This window comes from Bacteroides sp. 41_26 (assembly GCF_949740115.1).
Lineage (GTDB): Bacteria > Bacteroidota > Bacteroidia > Bacteroidales > Bacteroidaceae > Bacteroides > Bacteroides nordii.
The window spans coordinates 1-23705 of the sequence record NZ_CATJGZ010000089.1 but is presented as its reverse complement, the minus strand read 5'-3'; the positions used below and the strand labels follow the sequence as shown (position 1 = coordinate 23705).

The window sequence follows — 23705 nt, the reverse complement described above, 5'->3', positions numbered from 1 at the left end:
GTATTAAAAATAAAAGTTAAACTATTAAATTGAAATGCCATGAGAAAATTGTATCTCTTTTTATCATTAATGTGTATGGCGATTTGGGCAAACGCTACAGTGTATTATGTAAAGCCGAATGTTGAATCTACGGCTTGGAGTGATAAAAATCCGGGACTGGTTTATACGGATATAAAGATGGCTTATGAGGCTGCTGCTTCGGGAGACCAGGTATGGATAGCTGCAGGTATTTATATGATTAAAAATGAGGAACTAGATGCTTCTAAAGTGTATTTAACCATGAAATCCGGTACTTCTTTGTACGGCGGCTTTGCCGGAACTGAAAGTAAGTTGGAAGATCGGATAAAGGTCGAAGGGGGGCAGCCGTGGGACTTTGTTAACCAGACGATACTTTCGATTGACGCTGCGGCTACAGCCTCTAATATTACAAATCAGAAGACTCAATTCCTGAATGAAACGTTTATTGACGGTATTACTTTTGAGAAGAGTAAAGGTTCGGCGGTTACTGTAAGAAAAGGTGGAGTTGTGCAGAACTGTATTTTTCGTGAGAATGTGTCGACTTGGGGAGGCGGCGGTGTACAAATGTATATGGGCGGTAAAGTGCAATATTGTTATTTTTTCAATAATTCGTCTGCCGCGAATGATAAAAACGGTGGTGCGGGATTGTATCTTTCCAGTACATCAGTTGAAGATGTGAACTATGTTGACCATTGTGTATTTGATAGTAACCGAGGATTGAAATGGGGGAGTATATGTGGTGGTGGTTTGCGTGCTGCTGCAGCAGGTATGATAACTAATTGTATCTTTTATAACAATATATCCGGGAGTGCTGCTGATGGATATGGTAAAGGTTCGGCTATTGCAGCTAATTGGTCCTCTAATACGATTTTAAATTGTTTGGTTTATAATAATACAGGTTATCCAATTTATACGGACAGGGGGGCTATGTTTATTAATATGACTGTGTGTAATAACCTGACCGGTGATCAAGGCAGTTATTCAGTTTTTTTTGATGCTGATGGTGGTGGTACATTGGCAAATAGTGTGGTCTGGAACAATATGACTACTTCCGGTAGTAAGGCTTACATGTATACGCAAGCCGGTTCGACGGTTAGTTATTTCGATTGCGTAGCCTCTAACAGGGGATCTGAAGATATAATAACTAAAGCGGAAAATTCGGACTGGTCGTTTTATCCTCTATACCGAATATCAGATGATAATATGGGAGAGGATGTGGAAGTGAATTACGCAAAATTTATTAAACCGACATCATTTGTGGGAGCTGTATCTTCTACGGATATTGACGCACTTACAGAGATTAGAAATGCTAACTGGAAAATGAATGAAACATCATTTCTGATTAACAAGGGTAACAGTTATTATGATGCGTTAGTTGAATTTGATTGTGATATTGTTGGAAAAAAGCGGGCCATGACCGATGAAGATCCTGTTGACTTGGGAGTATATGAAGTGGACCCCGCAGGTGGTATTGTTTCTGTACAGTCAATTTTTGACGGAAAGGAAATCTACGCTAGTTCGGGTGTTTTATATGTAAATGTGGCAAATAGCAATGTTACGGTGTTTGATATTACAGGAAAGTGTGTGAAATCTTTCTATACGGGTGATTTTTCCAAATCGACAGTATTGGAGAAAGGAACTTATATTGTGAAGATAGAGAAGAGTGGACACTCGATGACAAAGATGATTATATTATAAAGGTATTCAGTGATAAAAAGATTGTTATTAGGTACTTGTCTTGTTATCAGCGGTATTCCACTGATAACAAGATATATATCTGATTTCAGGTGGTTTTACATCGAGGACAGGTAGATATGAACCGGCTTCTGATTTAAGTGCTGTAATAAAAAAGTGCTGTAACAGGAGATGAAATCAGGATAGTCGGCGAAAGCCTTATGTACGTGCCCATGTATATTATAGTAACTGTTGGATAATCGGATACTTATATTGTGCGTATTAAGGTTGCTGATGATATACAACGTCAGTAGATAATAATTAAAATTTAATGTGAAGAGTATTATGATTAAACGACAAATACTGTTTTTAGCCCTTCTATTATTGGGAATGGAAGGGGTGGCTCAGAATATAGTGTTAAGAGGGAGTGTGGAGAGTAGGTCTGGAGAAAAAATTCTCGGAGCCTCTATTTTCGCGAAAGATACCCAAAAAGGTACGATAACAGATGAAGAAGGGAATTTTACCTTACAATGCGATTCGAAAACTGTATTACAGGTTTCGTATGTTGGGTATAAAACCAGACAGGTATCTGTGAACGGGAGAAGTACGATAAAAATAGTTTTAGAAGAAGATAACTATGATCTGGATGAAGTGGTAGTAGTGGGATATGGCGTTATGCGTAAATCGGATCTGACAGGATCAGTCGCTTCGGTGAAGGCTGATGAAGCTTTGAAACAGATGCCGGTATCGAATATTACCGATGCTTTGCAGGGAAGGTTCTCGGGAGTGAGTATCATATCTGCTTCCGGACAACCGGGCTCAGAAGCTACAATACGAGTACGTGGTGTTAACTCAATACAAGCTGATACAGGCCCCCTGGTAGTGATTGACGGTTTTATTGGAGGAAGCCTTTCCTCTTTGAATCCTGCTGATATAGAATCGATCGAAGTACTTAAAGACGCTTCAGCAACGGCTATATACGGTTCGCAAGGTGCAAATGGTGTTATTTTGGTAACTACGAAAAATGTTGAAAAAGGAAAGATTACGGTACAATATAATGGCTATATCAATTTTAAAGCTCCTTATTCTTTACCGGACATGATGACATCGGGTGAGTTTGCACGGTTGGCAAACGAGTATGGTAAAGAATTTTATACAGCTTCGGGTACTGAGGTCAGAGAATTTTATACTGCGGATGAGATAGTTGCTTTTGATAATGGTAGTATCGGATATGATTATGTCGATAATATATTCAGAAAATGTGCGGTGGAACATGCCCATGAAATATCGATTTCTGGTGGTGAAAATAAGACTCAATATCTTATTTCTGGTCGTTATTCTTCTAATGAAGGTATTGTAGAGACATCTTCTAATGAGAAAGTAAACTACCGTGTAAAAGTTGACAGCGAAATAAAATCATGGTTAAAGACGGGAGTAAACTTATGGGGAGAGTATACGACCTCACAAGGTCCGAGATTCTCTCAGTACAGGGGGGTATTAATAGAAAGCTTGATTTTCCCAAATACAATATCTCCCAAAGATGAAAATGGGAAATATAACAATCTTAATTTATTGGGTAGTGCACAGTATAACCCAATGGGACATATTTGGGAACAGGATAAAGACGATTATTCTCATAAAATACGCTTACAAGGATATGTCGACTTAAAATTACTACCAGGTTTGTCCTTACGGATGAATCAAAGCTTCAATTTTGGATCGAGTATTTATCGGTCTACTTTTAATGAGGATTGTTACGAAACTTGGGCAGGAACTTCTCTTACCTCGTCAAGGGCGCAGAGCAGCCATTCATACAGTTGGATAAATTCTAATATATTGAGCTACGTGAAAGAGATAAATAGTAATCATCGGTTGAATACAACGTTTGTCTTTGAACAAAGCTATAGTGATGACTTTATCAATACCTCTTCGGCATCTGGACTTGCTTCTATTGAAATTGGAGCGAATAATACATCTTTAGGAAAAGTGATCGGTGGTGAGTCTTCTCGAATAAAAACGGCGATGATGTCGGCTTTGGCACGTGTGAATTATGTTTTTATGAATCGATATATGCTGACTGCGTCATATCGTTGGGACGGTTCTTCTCGATTGGCGTATGGTAAACGTTGGGATAATTTCCCCTCTCTTGCTTTGGCTTGGGATATCAAACAGGAAAGATTTATGGATGGAGTACCTTTTGACCAATTAAAATTGCGCTTAGGGTACGGTCAAACTGGAAATCAGGCGGTAGCAGCGTATTCGGCATTTAACGAATATGTAACTAGTCGGAATGCTAATAATGACTTGGTACTTTCCTTGAAACGGATCGGAAACCCTAATTTGGGATGGGAACGTACCGAGCAATACAACATTGGTCTTGATTTCGGTCTTTTTAATAACAGGTTGGTGTTTAATGTTGACCTTTACCATAAGTTGAGTAAAGATGTGCTGATTAATGTCAATGTACCTCTTCATACCGGACAGGAAACGAAGTTGGCTAATGTCGCCCATATTTTGAATAAGGGTGTTGAAGTTACTGTTAACATGACGCCTGTGGCTGTAAAAAACATTACATGGAACAGCGTGCTCACCTTATCGCACAACCAAGGAACTTTTAAGAAGTTTTCGGATGATATTGATATGATCATGCCTTCGGGAGGATATGAAAATGACTATTTCCGTTATATAAAGGGAGGACGGATAGGTACGATATGGGGATACCAATACGAGGGTATCTGGAAAATGGCCGAAGTGTCCGGATTGCCGGAATCGGAAAACCGTCCGGAAGCCGGTTCCTATAAGTTTAAAAATCTCGATGATAATCCTTTGATTACAATAGATGACCAATGTGTTATTGGAAACGGGCAACCGAAATTTAATTGGGGATGGAGTAATACTATCAATTGGAAGAATTTTGATTTTAACTTGTTTATGATCGGGTATCATGGATTCGATATCTATAATTATACCCGTCAGGTGCGGACAATTGGTTTGACTCCTAATCCCGAAATGTATAAACGTTGGCGTCCGGATGATGAGAGCGGATATCTCGAAGGATTTATCAAGACACCGACAGGGGGACGGATATCTTCTTTATTCGTAGAGAAGGGAGATTTTGTAAAAGTGAAAAGTATAACAGTCGGATACACCTTGCCGCAGAAAGTTTTGCAAAAGCTGCGGGTGTCGTCTTTGAGGTGTTATGTATCCGTACAGAATCCATTTTTGTTTACCGGATATTCAGGAATAGACCCGGAAGTAACTTTGAAAACTCCGTTGGCTTCGGGTATTGATTGGGGATATTATCCGAATGGACGTAATTACATGTTAGGATTGAATTTCTCATTTTAAAAGATGGAAAAAATGAAAAAAATTATTGGAATAGTTTTCAGCGTTTTGCTTTTATCGGGGTGTGTGGATCTGAAGCAAGAGCCTCTCAGTTTTCTGACTCCGGAGAATATTATATATGATGAAGCAAATTTAACTAATACGGCGAATGGGCTGTATCGTACTCTTTGGCATTGGAATTATGGTTATTGCTGCCGATTGTTTACCTTAACATTGGGGGCTGATGATGTAATTTCCGGAATGTTGAGTAAATCACGTACTATTGTTATTGATGAGTTACGTGCGGATGCTACAATTAGCGAGTTGGATGTTCATTGGTTTTGGAAGAATATGTATGATCTGATATTAAATTCTAACTTAATGATTGAAGGTATTCGTGGTAGTAATGAAGATGGAGTGTCAGAGAATGAAAAACAAGCCTATTTGGGTGAGGCTTATTTTATGCGGGCTTTTGCTTATTATAACCTAGTACGGTTATTCGGAGATGTTCCGGGTATAGTCGATTCCAAATCGACTCAGGATATATTGGGTAACGAGAATATCGGACGTAATAAAGTGGCGGATATATATGATAAGATTATCGTTCCCGATTTGATTCTGGCCGAAACCTATCTGCCAGAAACCCCTCGTACAAAAGATAATTCTTCTGTTGGGAAAATTGCTGCGCAGACCTGCCTTGCAGAGGTTTATTTGACAATGGCCGGATGGCCATTGCACAGGACTGAATATTATGCGAAGGCGGCACAGAAAGCCAGGGAAATAATAGAGGCCCCATATAATCATCATGACTTGGTGGATCATTATGCCGATTTGTGGAAAGAGGTTACGAAGAATGATAATACGGAACATATATTCGCTGTGAACTGCTCTCGGACTACGAATATGGCGAGTCAGTATGGAATCTCTTTTCTTGCTCAAGAAGAAAAAGGATGGAGCGATTATCTGGGAGATGCGGAGTTTTATTTGAAATATCCGGATGATGAACGAAAAGAGTGGAACTATCAGACTACTTATGCGGTTCCGGGAAGGCCCCAACCAAATTCGTACTTGCAGTCGGCCATGAAATCTCCTTTTATAAAGAAGTATCGCGATTATGGAATTACTGCAGCACAGTCAGATGGAATTATTCCTATATACCGATATGCGGATGTACTACTTATTTACGCTGAAGCTCAGAATTTGGCTAGTAACGGACCGGATGACTTGGCGTATGACTGCATAAACCGGATACGAAAAAGAGCTATTGGCGGAACGGCCAACAATGTCCCGGAAGGTCTCTCTTGTGAGCTTTTCGATAAATACGTTTTTGATGAACGGGGATGGGAGTTCTTTGCGGAATATAAGAGATGGTTTCAGTTGGTACGCCGGGAAAAAGTGGAAGAGTGTAACTTGTATAATGAACGTGTTGTTGCGGCAGGAAATATAAATAGGAATAAGGAAAACTATCTTATGCCACTCCCTCCAAAACAGGTAGAATTATGCAAATTTACCCAAAATTCGGGATATTGATATTTTGGAATGTAAACCCTTATTAAGAGATTATTGGGTATGAAAAAAATAATAGTTATTTTGTTTGGTATACTTGTCACCGTTTCAATGAAGTCTCAAACTCTTTTTACATTTGAAGACGTCATACCGTCAGATTGGACGGTGACAGGAGGACAACTCGCTTTGACAGCAGTTACATACAAGGAAGGGAAAAGCTCATTGGAATGGATGGCTAATACAAACTCGAATATTTCCTTTCCTTTGGCTTTTAAAGCGTTATCTACGAATGGAACGTTTTTCTACATCTATTCTCCAAGAGTTACAAATGATACGATAACCATCTCGTTCATAAACGGGAATACGGTTAAACGAAGAGCTAATGTCTTATGTAATTTCGTGGGTTGGAGGGAGTTTAACCGTACTTATGTGGAGTATAAGACCAAAACAGCTACGAATATAACTCAAGTGGAGATTGCGCTGAAGTTGAATAAAAATGTAGCGGGAAGTCGGAGGATATTGTTTGATAACATGGAGTTTAATAACTTAACGAACCTTGAGATGAAAATACATGGTCCTCACATGGTTCTCGATAGGGAATATCTAAAAGGAAGAACTTCTTATCTTGAGCTTTATGCATTTGAACGGGATATTCCAATATCCCAACCTTCGTTTGAGGAACTGGCCGACTTGGCGTTAATTCGAGAGAGGCAGCATAGAATACTGACAACTCCTACTACATTGCAGGTCAGGAGAGCGTTGGATTTTGTAAATGCTCTGAATATCGTTGAGAATATGGATGGAACATTGTGTGGAAAAATTATTGATACCACTTATGGTGCGTTGAATGACTCTTATATACAAAGTATATTCGTACATTTGGCCAATTTGTCAAAAGCCGGTATTTATCAGGAAATGTTCTTGAGGGCGGTACGTTATATTCTTGACCAAGGAATAGGAGAAGGATGTAATTATGAGATGTCCTCGACGATGAATTTTTATACTGCGGGTAAAGAAATTCCTGCTGCTGTATTAGATGTTGCATATGCTTGTGAGGGCGATTTAAGACAACGTCTTCTCGATTTTGTGCAATGGTTTTGCTATTATAATGAAGCGTATCGTCCGGAAGAAACATATAAAGTGAATCTTGTATCAGATTATGTGTATTTATATCTGCCTCATTTTCTGGCTATAGCAGCTTTACAGACAGATGACGCTGTTGCCGTAAGGGAGTTGAAAGCTGTGAAACGTTATATCGAACGTAATACGGAATATACTCCCGGTAGTAAAGGGATATTGAAGTCTGACGGTACGGGATTTCATCATAATACTCATTATAATAATTATATGTACTCCTATATGCCTTGGACTCAATGTATGTGGGGATTGAGAGGAACTTCTTTCTGCATAGCGGAGGACGCTTATGAACGTTTTAAAAAAGCTGTACTTTCTGTGTATATAATGGCTACAAAAAGCTTTTTGGATGGGAATCATTTCTTTTCCAATACGTTTGCCGGGCGTAATTGTTTTGGAGGAGGAATCTCATTAGAGTACAGTAGAGAACATTTTAAGCAGTTGATAGAAACGGGTGATGATATTAAGGGAAATGACGAAGAATTGAAAGCTGCATATAATTATTTTTTTGAAAATAGTGATTATACCGTAGATGCGGTAGATTATGCGGGCTTTTATGCATTTAATTATAGTCCGGCAGCTATCTTTAGAAAAAAAAATTGGGTCGTGTCAATGCGTTCAATTACTTCTAAGTTTTGGGGAGCAGAAATATATAGTGGGCAAAATCGCTTCGGACGTTATCAAAGTCATGGTAGTTTGGATGTACTTTATGATGGGAGTTTAGCTGCTAATGGTTATCCGACAAATAATGCCGTAGGCGGTTGGGATTGGAATGTAGTGCCTGGTACGACAACGGTACATTATACTTCATGGTTGGATATGATGCCGGCTCAGTCAACGACCCAGCGCTTTGACCAATACAGTAAAGAAAAGAATTTTTCGGGTGCTTTGGCTATGGATTCAAATGGAATCTTTGCCACTGATTTTTCACAGATAGATAAATGGGGAAATACGGAGTGTTATCTTCCTACTAATCTGGAATTTAAGAAGAGTATGTTTGCGTTTGGAGATATGATTATTTGTATGGGGAGTGATATCACTTCTTCAGGTATGTATAGTGATGATATGATTACAGCAACCAATCTGTTCCAGAATATTGTGACAGATTATGTCGGAGATTTGGTTGTGAATGGAGAAATGGCAATCCAGGGAGAGTCTCGGATCATGGGTGATAATGATAACTGGTTTATTACGCCTGCGGGTACTGGTTATTTTGTTCCTAAAGGGAATGATCCAATTGTCTTAGCATACGGAGAACAGACTACTCCAAGCCAAACAGGTGCAGATTATGCTAGTCCGACAGGAACAGCAATGGCAGCAAAAGCGTATATTGATCACGGCGTGAAGCCAACCGGGGCGAAAGATATCTTTGTCGTTATTCCGTCGGTTACAGTGCCGAAGATGATTGCCCTTTCTCAACAGCTACAGAATCATGGGGGAGAACTATTTCGGGTTGAGGCACAATCTGCCAATTTACACGCTCTTACGTATTTACCGGGCAACACTACTGCCTATGCGTTTTTTGATGCAGTGGATGGTTTGGACTTTGGAATCGTAAAGGCAACGACTTTCAGGCATTTGTTGATGGTACATCAGGATGCCGTTAAGAATCGTTATAAATTTGCAGTCTGTAATCCTGATTTGTGCCCAGAAGACGATGTAAGTTATGGATGGCATTCTACGTCTAGTTCTACAACATTGACAGTAAATGGAAATTGGGAGTTGGTTGAGCCAGTCGATGGAGTTACGATTTGTAGTAATTCGCAGGCAGAAACACTGATCAGCGTAACTATGAATGACGGAGCACCTATTTATTTCGAATTGAAAACTCCAGATGATACAGGATTGAAAGAATGTGACAGTTGGGAAGATAATATTCGGGTAAAAAAGGTTCTTGGTGGAGTTCAGCTCATATTTAATAATCGGGTACGTTCGCAGACCAATGTTAAAATGATATCAATGGATGGTAGAGTATTATTTGATTCTTTGTTTTCCGGAGAAAACTTGGAATATTTCATACCAAATTCATCACTTCTAAGAGGCGTGAATATTATTCAAGTAGTGCGTGATGGTAAAATGAAAGTTATAAAGTTTATATTCTGATCATTAAATCAGATTGTGAAACTTAGTATTATAAAAAAGCAACATGAAAAATATTTTTTTTATTGTAATAGTTATTGTTCTGTGTGTGAATGTCTCTGCCGTGGGACAACCTTTAAAAATAGATATGCGGTCTACCGCTAAAGGGGATTATTCCGTACAGGTTTATCAAACTGATATGGGCGGAGGGGGATACATCGTTGGTATTATACAGGATATTATTAACCCAGAAGTACTTTATGCTCGTTCGGATGTTGCCGGTGTTTTTAAGAGTGTGAATGGTGGAAAATCCTGGATGCCTTATAATGCTGGTCTTGATAAAATGTCTGACCATTATTGTCATTCTTTGGCTTTGGATCCTTTTGATAATCAATCTTTATTACGTGCATCTGGAGATGTTCGGGATTTTTGTTTTGTAGGAAGAATACATCGTTCTACGGATGGTGGTAAAAGCTGGTATTTAGTAAAAGATGGATTGGATTATTATGGAAACGGACCTACGCGCCAATTTGGAGAATTGATATGTTATAATCCTGATAGAAAAGGGGAAGTTACAGCGGGTACCTATTCTAAAGGGATTTGGATTAGTAGAGATAGCGGAGAATCTTGGAAATATTCGGGATTGTCGGGCGATCGTATTTCATGCGTGAAGTATTATAATAACCGGATCTATGTAGGAACTATTTCTGATCAGGCGATGTTTAAGGGTGAACTTGTAAAAGCACAAATAAAATATAAACTTGGTGAACTTCAAGATTTTCCACGAAATAAACCTGGTAGGTTATATATGTCAGAGGATGGAGGAAAACATTGGCAAGTACTTTTTGAAGGGAATGATATAGCTTTATACGAGTTGGTGATTGCAGGCAATGGGGATATAGTGTTGTTTGCTTCCCAACAAGGGGTATATCGTAGTTGTGACGGAGGAAGGACATTTGCGAAAATAGAAGATTTACCGCAGGAATCAAAATACCGTACATTAGTACAATCAGTTCAAAATCCGGATGTTTTTTATGCAGCTGAAGAATTTCCAACAAAATATCCGGTGACAATTTATAAATCTGATGATAGAGGGAATTCGTGGTATCCTCTTAGTCCCGATTGCAAACCAGAAAATATGTTTGAATTTCCAGAAGAATGGCATGGGCGTAATCCTGGTAAAATAGGAAGTGCCATATCTCATATTTTGCCGGATTGTGAAAAGCCGGATAAATTATTTATTGCTAATTGGTGGGGAGTAACCACGACTTATGACGGAGGTAAAAATTATTATGGTCATCAATTTAAAGGAATAGGAATAATCTGTTGTGAGACATTAGTAAAACATCCTGTTCGTGAGGGTGTTTGGGCATGTGGAGTATGCGATCATGCTCCGGCATTATCGTTTGACGATAGTGAATCGTATACGATGGCTCCCATAACGGTTGGTCCTGGAAGAACGGTAAGTTTTTCTATGCGTGAGCCGGATCTTATGTTATTTGCTTCCCAACGTAAAGGACAATATATGAAATTATATAAAAGTGACGATTTGGGGAAGACCGGTCGTGTCGTTTGGGATAGGAAAGGGGATAATTTTATACAGGATATAAAAGAAGATCCGTTGGTACCAGGTCGCTTTTGGGCTTATATGGAGGGTAATATAATTGCAAAGACTGAAGATGAAACTTCTGCCGGTATCTATATGAGTAATGATTACGGAGAAAATTGGAAAAAAGTTTGTAATCCTTGTTGGGGAAATATAGATACATTACCGGCTGAAGAATTTCAGATTGATAAAGATCTGACTCCTATTGTGAATCATCAGCGTAAGAATGGGTGTGGAACCGGGCAGATGATAGCTCTCGATCCTTTTAAAAAGGATGTGATCTATGTGGGAGAATGGACCGAAGGTGTTTTTAGAAGTGATAATGCAGGTAAAAGCTGGGTTAAAATAAGTGATAAACTGCCATTCGATAAAAAGAGAAACACTGTCTTGGCATTGGTATATGCCGATCCGTATCGAAGTGGAGTGATATATGCGGGTTTTTGGAATGGGGGATTGTGGAAAAGTGAAGATTATGGGCTCTCATGGTCTAAGATAAAACCTTTTGGGAAGAAAAAATATAATGCAAGTTCCATGTCGATAAGCAGGGATGAGAACGGACGGAGTTTGATGGTTTTAGCCTGTTCGAATCATCCGTTGGGAGATACTCCGGTACAGCTTCTTATCAGTACCGATGAGGGGAATGAGTGGACGGATATTTATGATTCTTCACTTGGCTGCTTACGTTGGATCTCTGTAGTTGCCGATGCAAAAAAACAGCGAATACACACGGCAACTGCCGGAAGTGGTATATTTTATTTCGATATTATAGATAATCAATAGATTTATGATTACGAAAGTAATTTTAATATGTATAAATATGTGAATTATGTTACAGATAAATATAAAAAAAATAGTTGCAATATTTGTTTCCATTATTACGGTTTCTAATCTGAATGCTCAGAAGTTTGAATCATATGAGAGTTTATTGGGATTGGATTTTGAACAGTTGAACAAACAGGCACTTGTGGAATATTTAACTCCGATCAGGCCGGGAGATGGGATAAGTATTCCGTTTTGGAATAAATATGCAAAGGCCTTTACTTATGCGCCAGTTTTCGAGTTTGTTCCGCAGAAAAAAGCGTCGTATTACATTTTTACTATTAATGATACTATAAGTTTTAGGACAAATTCGATATTATCTCCATTATCTACTGTTTGGGATAAAGTTCCGGTAGGAAAGAATGAATTAGTTGTGGCATCTTTTGATAAAAAAGATCGATACATAGGTGAGGCAGGACGACGTAGCTTTGAAAAAAAGTATCCGTTTATCGGTCCTTATGTTCCGAGTGTACGTTCTTATAAAGAAGCTGCTATGAAAGGTTTGTTCTATTTCTGTCACCAGCCGTATTTTAAACATTGGTTGACGTCATCGGAACCGGATATGAGCTATATTCATAATGCCTATCCCTGTAAAATTGTTGGAGCTACTGTTTCTGTAGCGGTAATGATTGCTAAATTAAATTCTGACTACAAAGAAAGTGCTATAGAAATAGCAAAGAATGCTGCGCAATTTTTAATTGACAACAGTCTTCCAGTAGATGCTCCGTTGGCTTTTTTCCCTCCAACTTATTATGGAAAGGAACTGACAGCAAGGAAGGAAGAAAATATTGGTAAGGCAATGATGATGGAGGCGGTTTTTGTTGCTGATGCTTTTTTGGATTTATATGATTTGATTCATGATAAAAAATATCTTGACCACGCACTTGGAATTGCTAGAACGTATTTGAAGAATCAAGCGGATGATGGTTCGTGGCCAGTAAAAGTTGATTATGAAAGTGGGATTCCAGTTAATGATGCTAAAGCGATACCAACTTCTTTGATTTCTCTTTTTGACCGGTTGAGAATATGTGGTTATACTGAATTCGAGACAGCTCGAGAAAGGGCTTATAATTATATAAAAAAAGATATATATCCGGCTTATGACTGGCATGGTCAGTTTGAGGATATGACGGTTTTTATTCATCGTTATGAGAATATGACAAACTGCACGGTAGCTCCGTATGCGGAATTATTGTTGAAAGATGAAGAATCTACAGCTCAGGATATTAAGGATGCGTTGGATTTGATACGTTTTTGTGAAGATCAGTTTACCATTTGGAATGTAGAAGCGGATAAAAATGGTATTTATCCGATAGGAACTCCTTGCGTCTTCGAACAATATCATTATCAAACTCCGGTAGATGATAGTGCGTGTAATGTGATTAATGCTCTTATGGCGGCTTATGATAGGACTAAAGATCCGTTATTGTTGGCAAAAGCAATAAGTCTGACCAATACAATAACAATCTGGCAAGATGCTTCTTCTGGTTTTCTGGCTACATTATGGATGGTGAGACCTGGAAAAAGTTTTTGGATGAACTGTACTTACAAATCTGTGAAAACACTACTTTTTATGGACGAGTATTTAAACAGACTAGTTAATAGCGATTCTTGTAATTAGATAAAATCAAACTAATCGATAAGGAAGTTCATATAAAATATTTTATTATGGTATTGAAGTCGTTATTATTATTGATTTGCTTATGGATATGTATTCCGATTAACTCCTCTGTTGTTGATACTATTAAAGTGAAAAGTGAAAAAATGAATCGGGATATACCTTGTATTGTTATTGCGCCCGACACAAAAAAAGCTGAATCGCGTTTCCCGGTTTTATATTTGTTACATGGCTACAGTAATAAAGGATATCATGATAGTCATAAAGTGTGGATTGATAAGATTAAATCGGATTTACCTATACTTGCTGATCAATATGGAATTATGATCGTTTGCCCTAATGCCGAAAATAGTTGGTATTGGGATAGTCTTGAAGAACCAAAGTCTCAGTTTGAAACTTTTATTACTAAGGAGCTGGTAGAATATATTGATGAAAATTATGTCACAGTATCGGACAGGAGAGGGCGGGCTATAACAGGTGCAAGTATGGGCGGACATGGAGCTTTATGGTTGGCTATTCGGCATCAAGATATATTTGGTGCTGCCGGAAGTATGAGTGGAGGAGTTGATATAACTTTGTTTCCTGATAAATGGGAAATAAAAAAACACTTAGGTGAACAGTCATCTAGTAAACAGATCTGGGAACATTATACTGTTATAAACCAAATTGATAAATTAAAAAATGGGAGTTTGTGTTTGATAATAGATTGCGGATATAATGATTTCTTTTTTCAGGTAAATAATAATCTTCATCAAAAACTTCTTAAACAAAAAATTGCACATGATTATATTGTTCGTCCGGGAGGACATACTTTTCAATATTGGAGTAATTCTATAGATTATCAGTTGTTGTTCTTTAGTAATTTTTTTAAGAATATATCCGAAGTAAATTTACCATGATTATGCTGACGAATGGAGATATAATAGAGAATATACAGGATAATACCAAAGATGTTCTTATCTTGATTAATTAGTAGTCATCTATTTTAGTATCTTTTCTGTTCTACTTGTTAGGGCAGAGGGATACTTTTCTTCATTTATTATTATTATATCGAATCTATTTATTACTTGTGTAATCGTAATGTTAATAATCTTTCATTACTTAAGTTTATTTTTTCTTTTCCATAATAATAAAGCTTTTAATATTAATAAAAGTTTGTATTTCTATGAGTTATTATTTTTTGTTATAACAAGTTATTTGCTGTCAAGTTGGATATAAGTGTCTAAATTGTATCATCAAGAATAGGTATATTTGTAACAAGTTTATTAGGATAAATATGAACTAATGTAATGTGTGATTTATTGATAGTCATTTGTGTGTAAAGGTAGAACATTTGCACACTCCTGGATTGACACATTGGAAAAGTATTAAAAATGGAAACTTCTTTCTTTATATCTGATGAGGCAGGTGCTTTTTTTCGTTTTTTTCCGATTGGAGGATCACAACGTAATGCGATGGTTGGACTTGTGTTTGTACTTACTACGGCCGGGCAGGCTACGGTAGAGATAGACAATCATTCGTATACATTGTCGGCTGGGGCATTGCTCACTTTGTTGCCTTCACGTTTGTTGCGTTCGGTGATGTGTACTGATGATTTCCGTTGTCTTACGTTTGCTTTTCGTTTCGATTCGATGACTGATTTTCCGTATGTGCTTCCTACACTTATTTCGGAAAAGATAGAGCATACCCCGTTTCTCTTTCTTACGGCTATAGAGCAAGAGCGGTTGGAGAAGTGGCATGCAGCCATAAATACTCATTATACATTTAAAACGCATCCTTCTTATAAGCAAATACTTCGTTCTCTAACATTCATTTTTACTGCTGAGGTGAGTGCTATTTATGCCAATTATCCGATAAAGACTACTGCCACTCATCGGGAGGAATTGGCAGATGGATTCTTTAGTCTTTTGCATGAACATCTTCCTATGCATAGGGAGACATCTTTCTATGCCGATCGGCTTTGCATTACTTCCAAATACTTGGCGCGGGTGATACAACAAGTCACCGGGCATACTCCGTCATATTGGATAGCCGACTTTACCGTACGTGAGGCAAAGACGCTACTGAAGTCTACTACGCTTACTGTTACCCAAATCTCAGAACGGTTTAATTTTCCTAACTCTTCTTTTTTTGCCCGTTATTTTAAGCGTTATGCAGGAATGGCTCCACAGGAGTATCGGTTATCCCAGTCGTAAATCGTATAAACATGCCCGCACTTCTTCCGGGCTACCGATATGTTTACCTATATCATCAGACAGTTTTACGCATTCGCGCCATTCCTGATTGACATTCATTTTACATTGGGTCAGCTTCATTACAATGTTAGAAGGTTTAAATCCGGTGTCGTTCGTCAGATTGGTACCGATACCGAAAGCACATCTTATTTTTCCACGGCAATATTCCTGTATTTCCAGTGCTTTGCCAAAGTCGAGTGCATTGCTGAACACGATTGTTTTAGTTGTTGAATCGATACCAAGTTCTTTATAGCGTGCAGTCAGTTTATCGATGAATTCTAATTCATTTCCCGAATCGCATCGTACACCGTCAAATAGTTTTGCTTGTTTGCGGCTGAGATTAGTCAGGAAGATGTCAGAAGTATAAGTGTCGGACAGTGCGATACCCAGATCGCCGTCATACACATTTACCCAGTTTTCCAGTGCTATGTAATTGGCATGTTTGTAACCGAACTGCGCTCCATGAAACATGAACCATTCGTGTGGATGCGTTCCCATCATCTTCATCTTATACTTCATAGCAAAGTAGCAGTTCGATGTGCCTGTGCAGTAGTGTGCAGATTTCTTTAAATACCCTATCACTCTGTCCTGCACATCAAAAGAAAATCGTCTTCGCGTACCAAATTCAGAGAATGACAACTGATGTTCATTTGAGAGTGCCACCTTTTCGGATAGTTTGCAGATTATCTCTTCCGTGTTGGCTACGTTTCCCTGTATCTGGTTTTTTATTTCTGAAACAATGGCGAGCAATGGTACTTCGTAAAGTGTCGATTTATAGAGGTAATCCGTTATTTCGATATTCAGGTGATGTTCTTTATCCAGATGGATGTCTATTTTCTCCGGTTGGAACCGGAAAGAAGAGAGCCATTCCCAGTATACCGGTGGTAGGAATCTGCAGTTACGGGTCATATATTCCAGTTCTTTATCAGCCAATGTCACTTTAGCCAGGTTGGCCACTTCTGTTTTCAGTTTACTCAGAAATACTTCTGTGTAGGCTGTTTCATCTCTGTCTTTAAAACTAAAAGTCCCCATTGCATAGGGAAACAACTTTATATAAGCATACGAAGTGGTAAACTTGTAGAGGTCTGTATCGAGTATGGTATGAATCATCATCTGTAGGTCTTTTTTTAAGAAAACACTATAAAGTTAGTATTTGTTGAGAAGAAACGCTACTCTACTCAGATATAATTACTTCATTTCTCTCTTTTCTGGGAGAGTAAGGCATTGGTTTGGCATATCCTATACGCAACAATACTACCGGGATTCTTTTTTCTTTTCCTGTTTGGTGAATTACTTCACATTGCATTTGCTCCGCCAGTACTTTCAATTCGCAAGGTTGATTAATGAAGGCGGTGGCAATGCCTGCTTCCGTCGTTTTTAGTAAGAAGTGTTCCAGTGTGCGTCCAAGTTGAATCCACTCCGGGATAGAATCATTTTCAACAGTGAAAAGTACAACATGAGAGGAGGAGTTTACTTTCTTTTCATCACTTTTGTTTTGCATCCCGGGTGTCAGACATGCTCCCATTATGAGACGTGATAGCCATTTGGGGAGGTTAGGAGCTCCGAATACAGCATAACTCAATCCGTTCAGGGTTTGTTGCTCATCCCTCTTGTTAAACCGCATCCAACTTTTCAGTTCGTTTTTGAAACGACTGTCGCTCATTTGTATTTTATTTCCTGCCAGTACGTAATCCCGTATTTTGTTGAACTCTATGCTCTGTTTCTGCCAGCAGTATATCCCGATGTATTCTTCTTTTTCAAGGGTAAGTAACTCTCTGATTACCTCTTCCGGAATTTGTTTTCCATTATATATACTTCGGTTGGTCTGCCTTTCGGCTATTTGTCTGGAGAGTAATGGCTTTTTCTGATTGTCCACGGAATGAAGTTCTATGGAGATGATTCCTTCTTCCGAAACATGTACCTTGCTGGCATATCCTATACTTTCGGCTGCTATACATAGATTTTCCGTGGCACACCCCAGTGAAACAAACATTTCTCTTCGGTTTCTGTCTACCACATGCAATGTTTTCCGGTTGTCCGGATGTATTTCAATGCTATCTTCGCAGATGCGGAACAACCATGGCTGTGTATTATGTCCCGAAGGTGCTTTTGTGGCCTGTTCTATCATGAATAGATAGTCAGCTCTTTTTTCTTTCATAGCGTCAATCCTATTTTGAAGGTTATTGAATTGTGGGATAATTGTTCTTCAAACTCCGTTGTGAAATATTCGTTCGAGTCTGTTTTAACCCGTTTCAGTTTCTGCAATTCGTATCCTATAGCCAAATTTACTTTCAGTTTATGCGATATCTTCAGTTGCATTCCGACGGAGGGAGAGAGGTATAGACCTCCATTGGCTTCTTTGCCAGGAGCAAATGCGCTGCCGGCATTACATGCAAGATATGGAGTCAGCTTTTTGGGTTTGGTGACGAAGAATTGCACGTTTGCATAAAGGGGTATAAGTACTCTTTCGTACACTGAAAGCCCTGTACCGGCACCTATTGCAAATCGTTGACTAAGGTGATAATGTCCCATAACCTCCCATGTGAATGGTGTATGGGCCGGAGAACTCATCGGAAGTCCTGTTCCCAAATTGGTAGTATAGGAAATCTTTTTTGTATCGGTTTGTCCCAGAACAGTTATCGTTGAGCTAAATAATACAAATAATGGGAGGATAAATCGTTTCATTATTTCAGGTTTATAGTTATGCTTTTTACAATGTTCAGTGCGGTTGTTATTGAGGAGATGTCCGTTGTAATACCTCCGTCACTTCCGTCCGGACTACTATGTCCAATGAGGTTTAACTGAAACTCTTTTTCTCCTGACGTCAGATTCACTTCCGCTGCGTAGACCAGTGCTGGTTGCCCACTTCCTTCTTTTCCCCCTGAGTAGTTGGAATCTCCTTGCTGAGCCGATTTCGGATAGGCATCATTCCAGTCGGTTGAGTGATTTATTTCCACTTTTACAATGAATTTCTTTATCTTTCCCGTTGGAGTTAGTTTTACATCAAAACTTCCTTTAGGAGTTGCTCCGGTGACAGCATCTGTCAGGGGTGATTTTTTGGTTGGCAGGTATAGTCCGTCTTCATACTTTACACCTCTGGAATAACACCAATGCGGAAGTGCTTCTTTTCTTCGGTTTCCTCCTGCCGCTTGCCAGGTTTGCGTAGCTATTTTGTGTGTTACATAGATTGTAGAGAGATAATGTCCTTCTGTATCTTCTGTCCATATTGCAATTTGTGGCGGGTTCTTTTTATTGATTCCTAAAAACAGAGGGAAATCATGTAACCATCCATCTCCCTTTTCAATTGATATCCTGATGTCGTTGCTGTGATACTCCACCAAATCTTTGTTGCATCCACCCGATAACAGGGCAAAAATGCAGATTCCTATTATTGTCATCTTGTTCATTTTCTTTTTTATCGTTTTTCTAACCAAATATCTATCAGTATATTAATGCCCTCTTCCAATTCTTTCCAGCCGTCCTCGGTCTGAATGTTAATCCCGTTAAAAAACGGACAGTTTTCTTCCAGTAAGCTGAGATAGCTGATTGCAGCAGTGAGAATACTTGCCATTGCTGCGGTTTCTTTCTGAGGATGTTTAGATAGTTTGCTGACAGCATCTACCAGCCATATTCCCTTTGCTTCCCTCTTTTCCCGTAGTTCTTTAATAAAAGTATTGTTGGATGTCAATTCCCATCGGTATAATCTTCGGAGTGTGTAACTTTGTCTTAGCATAGCAATTTGTCTCTTGAATATTTCTTTGATAAATTCGCCTATGTGCTCTTCGTCCGGCAGTTGTTCGTCGAAGTTTATCCAGTAATCATGTTGCTGGATGTAAGCTGCTATTAATCCATCCAATGAATTGAAATAGCGATAAATTAGCATTTTGGAAACTCCGGCTTTAGCCGCTACAGCATTTATGCCCAATCCTTCGAATCCGTTTTCTTCGATAAGTTCGTCAACGGCTTTGATAAGATTCATTTCTGTGGTTTGCCTGTTTTTAATTACTTCTTTTTCCATTATTCTGTTGTTGTTACTACTTGGTCACAAAAGTATGTTTCCTATCGGTAACATCAAAAAGAAAAAGGGAATAAATTTTAAGAGCCTGTTTAAAATTTCCTTGGGATAAGCTGAAGAGAGTTTTTAAGAGGAGAGTTTAAACAGGCTAAGTGGTTAGTTTTAAGAAAAATATAGTATAGCTGATTGAGAGGTTATGCCAATTCTACTGTCGGGTTATGTATGGTCAGTCCTCCATCTGCTACTATGGTTTGTCCGGTGATGTATCGTGCATCTTCCGAGGCCAGAAAGGCAATAGTAGCTGCGATGTCCTGCGGTTCTCCCAGATAAGGAGTAGCGCACTGTCCTAAGAAAATATTGCGTACATCTTCATTCATGTTGTTTAAAGCAGCAGGAGTGAGTACAAGTCCGGGAGCTACGGCGTTGCAACGGATATTCTTTTTGCCTACTTGTGTGGCTATGTATCTGGTCAAGTTAATTACTCCGGCTTTACTTGCACCATAAAGTGTACCACTTGCATCAGCAGTAATTCCGCTGATGGAAGCCACATTAACAATATTACCTCCACCGTGTACCTTCATTATAGGTATAATGAGTTGTGAAAGATACATTGTACAGGATAGATTAAGATGAAATGCTTCGTCAAAATAGTCTATGTCCAGTTTCTCGATATTGCCATCTCGTTTGGGGTCGGTTCCGCCCACATTATTTACCAGTACATCTACCTGCCCATATTCTTTCATGGCAAATTCTGCCAGTTCTTTACTACTTTGAAGTACGGTTGCCGAGAAATAAGTGGCACGCACATCTGCTCCGGACTGAGTTAGTTCGGTAGCCAGTTTGTCAGCCTTTTCTTTAGAATAATCAGCGATTATTACTTTCCCTCCTTCGGATACGATACGACGGGTGGTTGCCTCTCCAATACCGCTGGCTGCACCGGTAATGATGGCTACTTTATTTTCAAATCTGTTCATGATAGAATGGTTTATGTGGGTTCTTCTGTTTTAAAACAATCAGCTATAAGAAAAGGTTATTTTTCTATATCTTGGTTTAATACGATTTCCGTTTTCATTAGTGACTTTTGCATCTGCCATTCTTTTATCGGTTCATTTGTTTATAAATCTGTTAAATGTTAACGGAATACACTTAATGTGTTAATGGCCGGTCGATTCTATTAAACCATGTTATAATACACCCCGTTATGTCACGGATATTTGGAGGTTTCTTGAAAATCTGTACCTTTGCATTGTGTTTTTCATAGTATTAGATTTAAGGTTAACAAAGATTGGCTGTCTGGGATAGATAGCCTTTTTTTATGTCCATATGTGACCTCTTCGGATTGTAAATGTATATGTTAATTGTTAACGTAATAACTCTAAAGTGTTAACTCAATCTCTTTACCATTAAACCATGTTATAATATGGCCTTTAAAGGCTATGAAATTTGCTGATTTCCTGAGAATCGGTATCTTTGTACAGTGTTTTTTTCATAAGTATTAGATTTAAGGTTAACAAGGATTGGCTGCGCGTGATGCGTAGCCTTTTTTTGTTTATATGATAAATATCTGCTTCTTTTTTAAATTTATAAAATATCCGAAAGCAAAACGTCATTTATATTGTTATTAGTGCAATGTCGCCTGTCTTTTGGCTTATCTTGTTTGTAAAATTATTAAAGAAAAGAATTATGAGAAAGAATTTATTATTATTTGGAGCACTGATCGGTGCTTTTTTACTGGCCTCTTGTTCGGGAGGAAATAAGAGTCAATCAACTACTTCTGTGAGTACGGCAGATGTAGAAAGTGCAATGGAAGTAGTTAAGTATTACAATACTTCTCTTAGTGTACTGAAAGATGTAGTGAATGAGAAAGATGTGAATGCTGTTCTGGGATATATGGAACAGAAAGATAAAGCTCCTGCTCTTACGCCTATTGTACCTCCTGCCATTTCTGAGAAAGATACTGTGATGCTGATGAATCCGGGTACTTGCTTTAACGAGGAGACCCGTCAGAACCTGAAACAGAACTATGCAGGTCTGTTTCGTTCAAGAGCTCAGTTTTATTCCAATTTCAATACCTATTTGTCTTATTTGAAAACAAAGGATTATACTAAAGCGAACCAGCTCCTCGAAGTGAGTTATCGGCTGAGTATAGAGATGGCTGAGTATAAAATGAATGTTTTTGATATTCTGAGTCCTTTTACCGAACAGGCTGAACAGGTGCTTCTGGCAGACAGTCCGTTAAAAGAACAAATTATGTCTGTTCGCAAAATGGCATCTACAATGCAAAGTATTATTAATTTGTATGCCCGTAAGCATGTTGTGATGGAAACTGCACGCATTGATCTGAAAATAGCCGAACTTACCAGGCAATTAGAAGCAGCCAGAAAACTTCCTGTCGTAGCAGGACACGAAAACGATATGAAAGCTTATCAGGCATTCCTGGCGCAAGTTGAAACTTTCATCAAGCAAGCACAGAAAGTACGGGAAAAAGGAGAGTATACAGATGCCGATTATGAAATGCTGACCAGTGCATACGAAACGTCTGTCATATAAAAGCTCCTGCTTAATCCAAAAAATTATATCTTTGTGGCATTTTAGTACGTACTATCACATACGTACTAAAATGTTTTTTTTGTAAAATATCAATTTAATATAAGAAATATGGAGAAGGTTATTATCAATTCGTATGAGGAATTTGAAAAGTTAGTAGGTCAGCAAATCGGAGTTTCGGATTATTTGGAAGTTTCGCAGGAACGTATTAATCTTTTTGCCGATGCAACTTTGGATCATCAGTGGATTCATGTCGATACAGAGCGTGCCAAAGTAGAAAGCCCGTATCATAGTACTATTGCTCATGGTTATCTTACTTTATCATTGCTTCCTTATATGTGGAACCAGATTATTGAAGTGAATAACCTGAAGATGATGATAAATTATGGTATGGATAAGATGAAATTCGGCCAGGCTGTATTGCCAGGGCAGAGTGTTCGTATGGTGGCAAGTCTTCATTCTCTGACCAATTTGCGTGGTGTGGCAAAAGCTGAAATTAAATTCGTTATTGAAATTAAAGATCAGCCAAAGAAAGCGCTCGAAGGTATTGCTATATTCTTATATTACTTTAATTAAAGCTTCTGAGAATTTGTATTATGAGAGAAGCACATTGCTTATGAATGAGATTCTACAAAAATCTTGTATTCTTTCTGTTTTATAGAGAATATCCAACTTGTACAATGTTCCTATTTTTAGCAGTATGCTTTTATATATGTAAGCAATAGCTTTAATAATGAGAATAACTCAAGGATTAAGAAACCACAACACCCGGGTGTTCTTATAGGAAACATCCGGGTGTTGTGGGCTAAAACATCCAGGTGTTTTTGACAAGAACATCTGGATGTTATAAATATAAGAGAGTTGTATTATCATCAATATGATATTGGTATTTAACGTGTTATATATGTATTGTTCATACTATAAATCTTCGCTTAGTATCTGTGCGTATTTTCCCATTTCTATTTTTTTGTAATCATCAATCCTTACTTGTTTTCAATAAAAAAAGTGTACATTTATTATTTTTGTAATCTGTTGCTATTCAGCGCGTTGCTATTTTTGTTTTTTCCTCTACCATTATCTTTGCCATGGAAAACATAGTTCTTTATGAACGTTAATAAGAATAAATTTCTT

At 38.3% G+C, this 23705-nt stretch carries 16 protein-coding genes; 10 read left to right on the top strand and 6 right to left on the bottom strand.

What is annotated here, in order from left to right; all coding sequences use genetic code 11:
• Window positions 1–39 precede the first annotated feature (39 nt).
• From QX565_RS13620 to QX565_RS13585, 8 genes are all read left to right on the top strand, one after another.
• Window positions 40–1716, top strand: a complete 1677-nt coding sequence (locus tag QX565_RS13620) for a T9SS type A sorting domain-containing protein (RefSeq protein WP_221651195.1) — start codon at window positions 40–42, stop codon at window positions 1714–1716.
• Window positions 1717–2037: 321 nt separating this feature from the next.
• The gene (locus tag QX565_RS13615) at window positions 2038–5040 is read left to right on the top strand and encodes a SusC/RagA family TonB-linked outer membrane protein (RefSeq protein WP_289293048.1); all 3003 of its coding nucleotides are present in this window, start codon (window positions 2038–2040) and stop codon (window positions 5038–5040) included.
• A gap of 12 nt (window positions 5041–5052) precedes the next feature.
• Window positions 5053–6546 (top strand): RagB/SusD family nutrient uptake outer membrane protein, encoded by a 1494-nt coding sequence (locus QX565_RS13610; protein WP_289293046.1) that lies wholly within the window; start codon window positions 5053–5055, stop codon window positions 6544–6546.
• A 39-nt stretch (window positions 6547–6585) separates the two neighbouring features.
• Window positions 6586–9759 (top strand): polysaccharide lyase family 8 super-sandwich domain-containing protein, encoded by a 3174-nt coding sequence (locus QX565_RS13605; protein WP_289293044.1) that lies wholly within the window; start codon window positions 6586–6588, stop codon window positions 9757–9759.
• 43 nt (window positions 9760–9802) lie between these two features.
• Window positions 9803–12121 (top strand): WD40/YVTN/BNR-like repeat-containing protein, encoded by a 2319-nt coding sequence (locus tag QX565_RS13600; protein ID WP_289293043.1) that lies wholly within the window; start codon window positions 9803–9805, stop codon window positions 12119–12121.
• A 46-nt stretch (window positions 12122–12167) separates the two neighbouring features.
• Window positions 12168–13781, top strand: coding sequence for a hypothetical protein (locus QX565_RS13595; protein WP_221651199.1), 1614 nt, complete (start codon window positions 12168–12170; stop codon window positions 13779–13781).
• A 47-nt stretch (window positions 13782–13828) separates the two neighbouring features.
• Window positions 13829–14677: an alpha/beta hydrolase gene (locus QX565_RS13590; protein WP_221651200.1), complete on the top strand. Its 849-nt coding sequence runs from the start codon at window positions 13829–13831 to the stop codon at window positions 14675–14677.
• A 474-nt stretch (window positions 14678–15151) separates the two neighbouring features.
• Window positions 15152–15973 (top strand): helix-turn-helix domain-containing protein, encoded by an 822-nt coding sequence (locus QX565_RS13585; RefSeq protein ID WP_289293041.1) that lies wholly within the window; start codon window positions 15152–15154, stop codon window positions 15971–15973.
• On the opposite strand, the gene pncB is transcribed toward QX565_RS13585, so the two are convergent.
• The 6 genes from pncB to hdhA form a co-directional block, all read right to left on the bottom strand.
• Window positions 15959–17125 (bottom strand): nicotinate phosphoribosyltransferase, encoded by a 1167-nt coding sequence (pncB, locus tag QX565_RS13580; RefSeq protein WP_289293040.1) that lies wholly within the window; start codon window positions 17123–17125, stop codon window positions 15959–15961. The two genes, QX565_RS13585 and pncB, sit on opposite strands and share 15 nt — an antisense overlap.
• Before the next feature lie 61 nt (window positions 17126–17186).
• Entirely contained in the window at window positions 17187–18170 is a 984-nt protein-coding gene (locus QX565_RS13575; RefSeq protein ID WP_289293039.1) for an Acg family FMN-binding oxidoreductase, read from the bottom strand.
• Window positions 18167–18697 carry a hypothetical protein gene (locus QX565_RS13570; RefSeq protein ID WP_289293038.1) on the bottom strand — a complete coding sequence of 177 codons (531 nt, stop codon included), beginning with the start codon at window positions 18695–18697 and terminating at the stop codon, window positions 18167–18169. The genes QX565_RS13575 and QX565_RS13570 overlap by 4 nt, the downstream gene beginning before the upstream one ends.
• On the bottom strand, window positions 18697–19419 hold the full coding sequence (locus tag QX565_RS13565; protein ID WP_289293036.1) for a T9SS type B sorting domain-containing protein: 723 nt from the start codon (window positions 19417–19419) through the stop codon (window positions 18697–18699). The genes QX565_RS13570 and QX565_RS13565 overlap by 1 nt, the downstream gene beginning before the upstream one ends.
• An 8-nt stretch (window positions 19420–19427) precedes the next feature.
• Complete coding sequence (locus QX565_RS13560; protein WP_221651206.1) at window positions 19428–20030, bottom strand: TetR/AcrR family transcriptional regulator; 603 nt, start codon at window positions 20028–20030, stop codon at window positions 19428–19430.
• Between the two features lie 191 nt (window positions 20031–20221).
• On the bottom strand, window positions 20222–21001 hold the full coding sequence (gene hdhA / locus QX565_RS13555; RefSeq protein WP_289293034.1) for a 7alpha-hydroxysteroid dehydrogenase: 780 nt from the start codon (window positions 20999–21001) through the stop codon (window positions 20222–20224).
• 709 nt (window positions 21002–21710) lie between these two features.
• On the opposite strand from hdhA, the gene QX565_RS13550 reads away from it, so the two are divergent.
• The gene (locus tag QX565_RS13550; RefSeq protein WP_289293033.1) at window positions 21711–22577 is read left to right on the top strand and encodes a DUF6845 domain-containing protein; all 867 of its coding nucleotides are present in this window, start codon (window positions 21711–21713) and stop codon (window positions 22575–22577) included.
• A gap of 108 nt (window positions 22578–22685) precedes the next feature.
• On the top strand, window positions 22686–23150 hold the full coding sequence (locus tag QX565_RS13545) for a MaoC family dehydratase (protein ID WP_002562392.1): 465 nt from the start codon (window positions 22686–22688) through the stop codon (window positions 23148–23150).
• The last annotated feature ends 555 nt before the right edge of the window (window positions 23151–23705 follow it).